Origin of the sequence: Curtobacterium sp. PsM8 (assembly GCF_030433875.1) — a bacterium.
Taxonomy (GTDB): domain Bacteria; phylum Actinomycetota; class Actinomycetes; order Actinomycetales; family Microbacteriaceae; genus Curtobacterium.
The window spans coordinates 21,501-28,816 of sequence record NZ_JARUXD010000045.1 but is presented as its reverse complement, the minus strand read 5'-3'; the positions used below and the strand labels follow the sequence as shown (position 1 = coordinate 28,816).

7 protein-coding genes are annotated in these 7,316 nt (G+C 73.2%); all 7 read left to right on the top strand.

The window, feature by feature from the left end; genetic code table 11:
- Positions 1-95 precede the first annotated feature (95 nt).
- The 7 genes from QCD68_RS11530 to QCD68_RS11500 all read left to right on the top strand — a co-directional run bounded on the left by QCD68_RS11530 (position 96) and on the right by QCD68_RS11500 (position 7,306).
- Positions 96-1,055, top strand: coding sequence for a carbohydrate ABC transporter permease (locus tag QCD68_RS11530; protein ID WP_221849002.1), 960 nt, complete (start codon positions 96-98; stop codon positions 1,053-1,055).
- Positions 1,052-1,960 (top strand): carbohydrate ABC transporter permease, encoded by a 909-nt coding sequence (locus QCD68_RS11525; protein WP_253465442.1) that lies wholly within the window; start codon positions 1,052-1,054, stop codon positions 1,958-1,960. Before QCD68_RS11530 ends, QCD68_RS11525 begins: the two co-directional genes overlap by 4 nt.
- The gene (locus QCD68_RS11520; protein WP_301223110.1) at positions 1,957-2,763 is read left to right on the top strand and encodes a hypothetical protein; all 807 of its coding nucleotides are present in this window, start codon (positions 1,957-1,959) and stop codon (positions 2,761-2,763) included. The genes QCD68_RS11525 and QCD68_RS11520 overlap by 4 nt, the downstream gene beginning before the upstream one ends.
- Positions 2,760-2,954: a multidrug transporter gene (locus QCD68_RS11515; RefSeq protein ID WP_110824332.1), complete on the top strand. Its 195-nt coding sequence runs from the start codon at positions 2,760-2,762 to the stop codon at positions 2,952-2,954. The genes QCD68_RS11520 and QCD68_RS11515 overlap by 4 nt, the downstream gene beginning before the upstream one ends.
- 94 nt (positions 2,955-3,048) lie before the next feature.
- Positions 3,049-4,734 carry a bifunctional 3'-5' exonuclease/DNA polymerase gene (locus QCD68_RS11510; RefSeq protein WP_301223109.1) on the top strand — a complete coding sequence of 562 codons (1,686 nt, stop codon included), beginning with the start codon at positions 3,049-3,051 and terminating at the stop codon, positions 4,732-4,734.
- A gap of 46 nt (positions 4,735-4,780) precedes the next feature.
- Positions 4,781-5,635, top strand: a complete 855-nt coding sequence (locus tag QCD68_RS11505) for a phosphatase PAP2 family protein (RefSeq protein WP_301223108.1) — start codon at positions 4,781-4,783, stop codon at positions 5,633-5,635.
- Positions 5,636-5,680: 45 nt separating this feature from the next.
- Complete coding sequence (locus tag QCD68_RS11500; protein ID WP_301223107.1) at positions 5,681-7,306, top strand: serine/threonine-protein kinase; 1,626 nt, start codon at positions 5,681-5,683, stop codon at positions 7,304-7,306.
- Positions 7,307-7,316 lie beyond the last annotated feature (10 nt).

Here is a 7,316-nt window from a genome sequence, read left to right as displayed (position 1 = left end):
GTCGGGCACCCCGCCCGACCGGCCGGCCGTCGCACGCCCACCATCCGCACCGCCCGGACCACCCGATCCGACCGCCCTGGCCGAGGAGCGACCTGATGACGATCCACACCCAGCGACCCGACGCCGCCGAGGCGTCCCCACCGCCCGAGACCCGCCCCGCCGACCGCTCGCGACCGACGCGGGCCCCCCGCACCGACGGCTTCTGGCCGTGGCTGTTCGTCCTGCCGCTGCTGATCGGCGTCGGCACGTTCTTCATCTGGCCGATCCTGCAGACGTTCTACTACTCGTTCACGAGCTGGGGCGTCTTCGGCGGCTCGAGCTTCACCGGTCTGGCGAACTACACCCGCCTGATCGCCGACCCGCAGCTGTACCAGTCGCTGCTCAACACGATCATCTACACGGTGATCGTCCTGCTCGGCATCCCGATCGCGGTCTGGCTCGCCAGCCTGCTGAACACCCCGGGCCTGCGCTTCGCCCAGTTCTACCGCGTGCTGTTCTTCCTGCCCTACGTGGCGATGCCCGCCGCGATCGCGCTGGTCTGGCGCATCATGTTCAACGGCGACTTCGGCATCGTGAACTCGTTCCTCGGGCTGTTCGGCATCGCCGGCCCGTACTGGATCTCCACCCCGGGGTTCGCCCTCGTCGCGGTCTCGCTCGTCGGCCTGTGGTCGTCGCTCGGCTTCTCCATGATCATCCTCGGCGCCGGGCTGAAGGACATCCCGCCGGAGCTGTACGAAGCAGCTGAGCTCGACGGCGCCAGCCGGTGGCGGCAGTTCCGCTCGCTGACCGTGCCGCTGCTGAGCCCGAGCATCTTCTTCGTGCTCATCGTCACGACGATCTCGAGCTTCCAGCTGTTCGACCTGCTCTACGCGATCCTGGGCCCCCTCAACCCGGTGATCCCGAAGACGATGTCCCTCGTCTTCTACTTCTACAACTCCGGGTTCGTCGACGGCGACAAGGGCTTCGCGGCGGCGATCGCGATGGTGATCTTCCTGCTCATCGGCATCATCACGGTCATCCAGTTCCGTGTCCAGAAGAAGTGGGTGCAGTCATGACCGGCATCATCGAAGCGCACGGCAGCAAGCTGTCCGCGGCGACCAAGGCCGCCAGCCGCACCCGTGTCCGTGGCCAGGTCCGTCCCGGTCGTCGCGGCGGCAGCCACTGGTGGATCCACGTGGTGCTCGGCGTCGGCGGGTTCGTGATGGCGTTCCCGTTCCTCTGGCAGATCATCATGGCGCTGTCCACCAACGCGCAGGTGACGTCGCCCACGCCGGTGTTCTGGCCGGGCCAGCTGCAGTGGCAGAACTTCGCGCAGGTGTTCGAGCGGCTGCCCTTCCTGAGCCAGCTCGGCACGTCGATCTGGGTGACCCTGATCCGCACGGCAGCACAGATCGTGCTCTGCACCCTGGCCGGGTACGCGTTCGCGCGGATGCGCTTCCGGGGTCGCGGACTCATCCTGGGGATCGTGCTGTCGATCCTGCTGGTGCCGTCCCAGGTGTACCTGATCTCGCAGTACCAGATCGTGCAGGGGCTCGGCTGGCTCGACACCCTGGCCGGCATCGTCGCGCCGGGCCTGTTCAGCGCGTTCGGCACCTTCCTCATGCGGACCGCGTTCCTGAGCATGCCGGCCGAGCTCGAGGAGGCCGCGCGCATGGACGGCGCGAACCCGTTCCAGACGTTCTGGCGGATCATGCTGCCCCTGGCCCGGCCGTCGATGAGCGTGCTCGCGATCACCACGGTGCTCTGGTCGTGGAACGAGCTCCTCTGGCCCCTGGTGGTGTCCACCCGCGCCGAGGCGATGCCGCTGGCCGCCGGGCTCGCGACGCTCTCGAGCGACCGGACCGTGGACTACCCCGTGCTCATGGCCGCGAGCCTGATGGCGATGGCGCCGGTGCTCATCATGTTCATCGTGCTCCAGCGCCGGGTGATCGACGGGCTCGCCTCCTCGGGTCTCAAGTGAGTCCGGCAGCCGTCGGCCGGGAGGCCCGCCCCGACCCCGTCGCGCTCCTCACCGCCGCCGTCGGGTCGCGGGACGAGCCCGCCGGGCTGGCCCCGGCGCTCGAGGCGGCCGTGCAGCACGTCGGCCCGGCGGGCCGGGAGGCGGCGCTGCTCGCCGCCCTCCGCGCGGTGCTCCCGGTCACCGAGCGGTGGCTGGTCACGCACGGCTGCAGCGCCGAGGACGCCGCCGCGAGCGTCGCGGACGTGGACCGGAAGACCGACCACTACGGGCTCGACGGCACCGGGCTGGACTGGCTGGCGCAGGTCGCGACCGGGCGCGTGGTGGCCGTGGGGCGCCTCCAGTTCGAGCGGGCCGCCCACCTGCCGGACGGGACGCCCGCGTGGGGCGTGCACGTGCCGGAGGCGGGTCCGCTCGAGCCGGCGGCCTGCGACCGGTCCTTCGCGGCGGCTCCCGCGGTGCTCCGGCGGCTCGACCCCGACCTGGCGGTCGACACGTTCGTGTGCTCGTCGTGGTTGCTCGATCCCGAGGTCGCAGCAGTCCTCGGGCCGTCGTCGAACACGGCACGGTTCGCGGCACGGTTCACACTGCTGCCCGAGTCGGACGACCCGGACGGGCTGCACGAGTCGCACCACGAGGGTGACGCCTCGATGGCGAAGTTCGTCTTCGGCACCGACCTGGCCTCGGCGCGCCAGGCCGTCCCCGTCGGCCGACTGCAGCACGCCGTCCAGGAGCGGTGGGCTGCGGGCGGGCACTGGTCCGAGCGCACCGGGACCGCCCCGGTCGGCGTACCGTTCCGGACATGAGCGCACCGGACCGAGACCACCTGGACGACGGCGTCGACATGACCTTCGAGGAGCGTCGCCACGACACGTTCCGCCGGATGTCCGGGTCGGACGAGCACGACGAGGCACCCCGTGTCGAGGTCGAGGAGACCGAGTCCGGCGACGTGCGCATCGACGTCGCCGACAGCGCGGCCGTCCGTCCGGGCGACTGAGCACCTCCCTGCACCGACACGGACCAGCTCGCCCTCGTCCACTGAGCGGAGCCCGCGTCCACCGGTGACGGCGGCGCACGGCAGAATCAACGGCGTGCACCTCGTCCTCGCCCGTGTCGACGGCGGCCTCACCGCGACGCCGCTGACGGACGCGGGAGCGCCGGACGGCCAGCCGACGCGCCTGGACGAGTCGGGCCTCCCGGCCTTCGTCGCCGCGCACGACGGCCCCGGCGTCCGCTGGGTGTGGTCCGACACCGCACGCTGGTACCCGGCCGTGCTGGCGGCCGGCGGACGCGTGGCACGGTGCGTCGATCTGCGCCTCGGCCACCGCCTGCTCCGCACCGCGCTCGCCACCCGCGGGTCCGCGCTCGCGCAGGCACCGGTCAGTGCGTGGGACGCCGCCGCCGCTCCGGAGGCCCGACCAGCCCCCGCCACGCAGGCCTCGCTCTTCGACGACGACCTGTTCACGATCGCCCCGGCCGACGACGACCTCGACCCGGTCGCCGAACTGCGTGCGCAACTCGAGGCGGTCGCGGGAGCGACGGAGCCGGGAGCGCTGCGGCTGCTCCTGGCGGCGGAGTCCGCCGGCGCCCTCGTCGCCGCCGAGATCAAGCACGCCGGACTGCCCTGGCGGACCGACGTGCACGAGCGGCTGCTCGCCGACGCCCTCGGCCCGCGCGTGCCGTACGGGGTGCGGCCCCGGAAGCTCGAGGAACTCGCCGTCGTCCTCCGTCAGCGACTCGACGACCCCGACCTGAACCCGGACTCGCCCGCCGACGTCCTGCGCTCCCTGCGGCGGGCCGGACTCGTCGTGGACAGCACCCGGAAGTGGGAGCTCGAACGACTGGAGCACCCGGCGATCGAACCGCTGCTGGAGTACAAGCGCCTCTACCGACTGCTCACCGCCAACGGGTGGACGTGGTTGGACGAGTGGGTGCAGGACGGCCGGTTCCACCCGGAGTACGTCGTCGGCGGGGTCGTCACCGGACGTTGGGCGGCGAACGGCGGCGGCGCGCTGCAGCTCCCGAAGCAGGTGCGCGGCGCCGTGGTCGCCGATCCGGGCTGGGAGCTCGTCGTGGCGGACGCGGCACAGCTCGAACCGAGGGTGCTCGCGGCGATGTCCGGCGACACCGACATGGCCGCCGCCGGGGACGGGCAGGACCTGTACGACGGGGTCGTGGCCTCGGGCGCGGTGCAGACCCGGCAGCAGGCGAAGATGGCGATGCTCGGCGCGATGTACGGCGCCACCCAGGGCGAGGGCGGACGGTTCGTCCCACGGCTCGCCCGGGCCTTCCCGCGGGCACTCGACCTGGTCGAGCAGGCGGCCCGGGCGGGGGAGCGGGGCGAACCGGTGACCACCCGGCTCGGTCGAACGTCGCCGGTGCCGGAGCAGTCCTGGTTCGAGGCACGGAACCGGGCGTACTCGGTGGACGGCGCTCCGGCGATGCAGCGGGCCGTCGAGTCCCGAGCGCGGAGCTGGGGACGGTTCACGCGGAACTTCGTGGTGCAGGGGACGGCGGCCGAGTGGGCGCTGTCCTGGATGGGCGGCCTGCGCACCCGGCTGGCCGCGCGGACGGACGGAGCGGTCACCTCGGGCCCGCACATGGTCTTCTTCGTGCACGACGAACTCGTGGTGCACGCGCCGGCCGCCGACACCGAGTGGGTGGCGGAGCAGGTTCGGGCCGCGGCGGTCGACGCCGGGCGGATCATGTTCGGCGGGTTCCCGGTCACCTTCCCGCTGACGGTCGCGGTGGTCCGGTCGTACGACCAGGCGAAGTAGCCACCCCGGCCGTCCTCGCACAGCCACGGACGGGCAGGGTGGTCGGATGGAACAGCACCACGCCGACGGTCACCCACCCGTGCCCGGCCGCGCACCCGCGATCGGCGGCGCCGAGCGCGAGCGCGTCGACCGGACCGTCGGCGACGTCGACCTCACCCGCTGGCGCACCCGTGCCGGCCGGACGATCGCCGACTCGTGGGCCGCCCTCGGCCGCCGCTTCGGAGCGCTGCCGCTGCTGCTCGTCACCCTGCTCGTCGGGATCGGCATCGCCGCGGTCGCGACGTGGGTGGCGTCCGAGGTCTACGACGCCGTGCGCGAATCCGACGACGTCGCCGTGCTCGACCGGCCCGTGCTCGACTGGATGATCGCGCACCGCACCCCGGCGCTCGACCAGGGCGTCACGTGGTGGACCGACATCGCCGGCACCATCGGGATGCCGATCGTCGCCGTGCTGTTCCTGGTCGGCCTGACGATCCAACGCCGGGCGTGGACGCCGCTCGTGCTCCTCGTCGCCGCGAGTGCCGGCTCCCTCGCCATGACGATCGCCGGCAAGGACCTCATCGGCCGCGCCCGGCCGCCGCTGTCCGACGCCGTCCCGCCGTTCGAGCACTCGCCGTCGTTCCCGTCCGGGCACACCCTCAACGCGACCGTCGTCGTCGGCACGATCGTGTACCTGCTGCTCCTCCGGCAGAGCCGTGTGGTGACCCGGGTCTGGACGATCGTCGTCGGGACGTTGTTCGTGCTGTCGGTCGGGGTCTCGCGGGTGTTCCTCGGGCACCACTGGGCCACCGACGTGCTGGCGGCGTGGGCGCTCGGGCTGGCCTGGCTGGCGCTCGTCGTCACGGCGCACCGGCTGTACCTGACGGCGCTGCACCGAGGCGCTGAGCCGACCCCGTCGTGACGCGGCTGCGCGCCCTCGTCAGGTCGGCCCGGTAGGTTTCCCCGCATGGAAGAACGGCTGATCGGCGGCAGGTACCGGGTGACCGGGACCCTCGGGCACGGGGGGATGGCATCGGTGTACCGCGCCGTCGACGAGCAGCTCGGACGAGAGGTCGCGGTCAAGCTCTTCCGCATCGGACCCGTCGACCACGGTGAGCGTGCGCGCGCCGAGGCCGAGATCCACGTGCTCGCCGGCCTCCGCAGCCCGAACCTCGTCACCCTGTTCGACGCGGCCCTCGACACCGACGACGGCGACTCGTTCCTCGTCATGGAGCTCGTCCCGGGCAGCGACCTCGCCACCCGTCTGCGCGAGGGGCCGCTCGACCCGACGACCACCGCCCGCGTGGGCGCCCAGGTCGCCGAGGGCCTGGCCGCCGTGCACGCGCAGGGCATCGTGCACCGCGACGTGAAGCCCGCGAACGTCCTGCTCGAGCAGGACGGCGAGCACGTCAAGCTCGCCGACTTCGGCATCGCGCTGCTCCGCGACGCCGCCCGCGTCACCGGGACCGGCACCGTCATCGGCACCGCTGCGTACCTGGCGCCGGAGCAGGTCCTCGGCCAGCCCGTCACCGGCGAGGCCGACGTGTACGCGCTGGGTCTGATGCTCCTCGAGGCCCTCACCGGCAAGCAGGCGTTCCCGGGCAGCGCGGTCGAGGCCGCCACCGCCCGACTCGCCCGAGCGCCGGAGATCGACCAGCACCTGCCGACGGCGTGGCGCACGCTGCTCCACGTCATGACGGCGCAGCACCCGGGAGACCGCCCGTCCGCCACCGAGGCCGCAGCACGCCTCCGCGCACTCGGCCGGGACGACGTCGCGCCCGCCACGCAACTCCTGCCGGGAGGCCCGGGGGCCGTCACGCGCGCCGCCGCCGGTGCCGGGGTGGCCGGTGCCGCCGCGGCAGCTGCCGCTGCCGGAGGTGACCCCGCGGACGCGGCGACGCGTCAGATGCCGGTGAGCGGTGCCTCCCGTCCGGACGACGCCACGCGCCGACTGCCGGCCCAGTCCCAGCCGTCGCGGAGCGCGGACGACGACGTGGCGACCACGATCCTCGGCACGCCCGGAGCCGCAGCGGCAGGTCCGGGCTCCGGCGGCGGTGGGCGCTCCGGTGGCACCGCCACCCCGGCCCGGCCGCTCGCGACCGACCCCGACGAGCCTCGGCGGAAGCGATGGGTGCTGCCGCTGATCGTCCTGGCGGTCCTCGTGGTCGCCGGCATCGTCGTGGCGGCCCTCGCGTTCAACCGTGACGACAGCAGCACGCCGAACCCGACCGAGTCGACGCAGCAGACCGCACCGACCGACGATCAGCCGAGCTCGGAGCCGTCCGACGAGTCGAGCGAGCCGGCGCAGCAGCAGCCGAGCCAGCCGGCCGAGCAGCCGTCCCAGCAGCCCTCCGAGCCGGCGCAGGAGCAGCCGTCCGACGAGCCCTCCCAGCCGACGGACGAGTCGAGCGAGCCGACGGAACAGGTGCCGACGACCGACCCGGTGCCGGGCAACGACACGACCCTGCCGGTGCAGGACCCGCTGGACACCGGGGTCGACACCACCTCGCAGCAGGGCCCGGGTGCCGGTGGTGCTGGCGGGGGGACCGGTCCGGGCAAGTCCGGCGAGGCTCCGGGGCACAACAAGCCCTGAGGCTGACCTG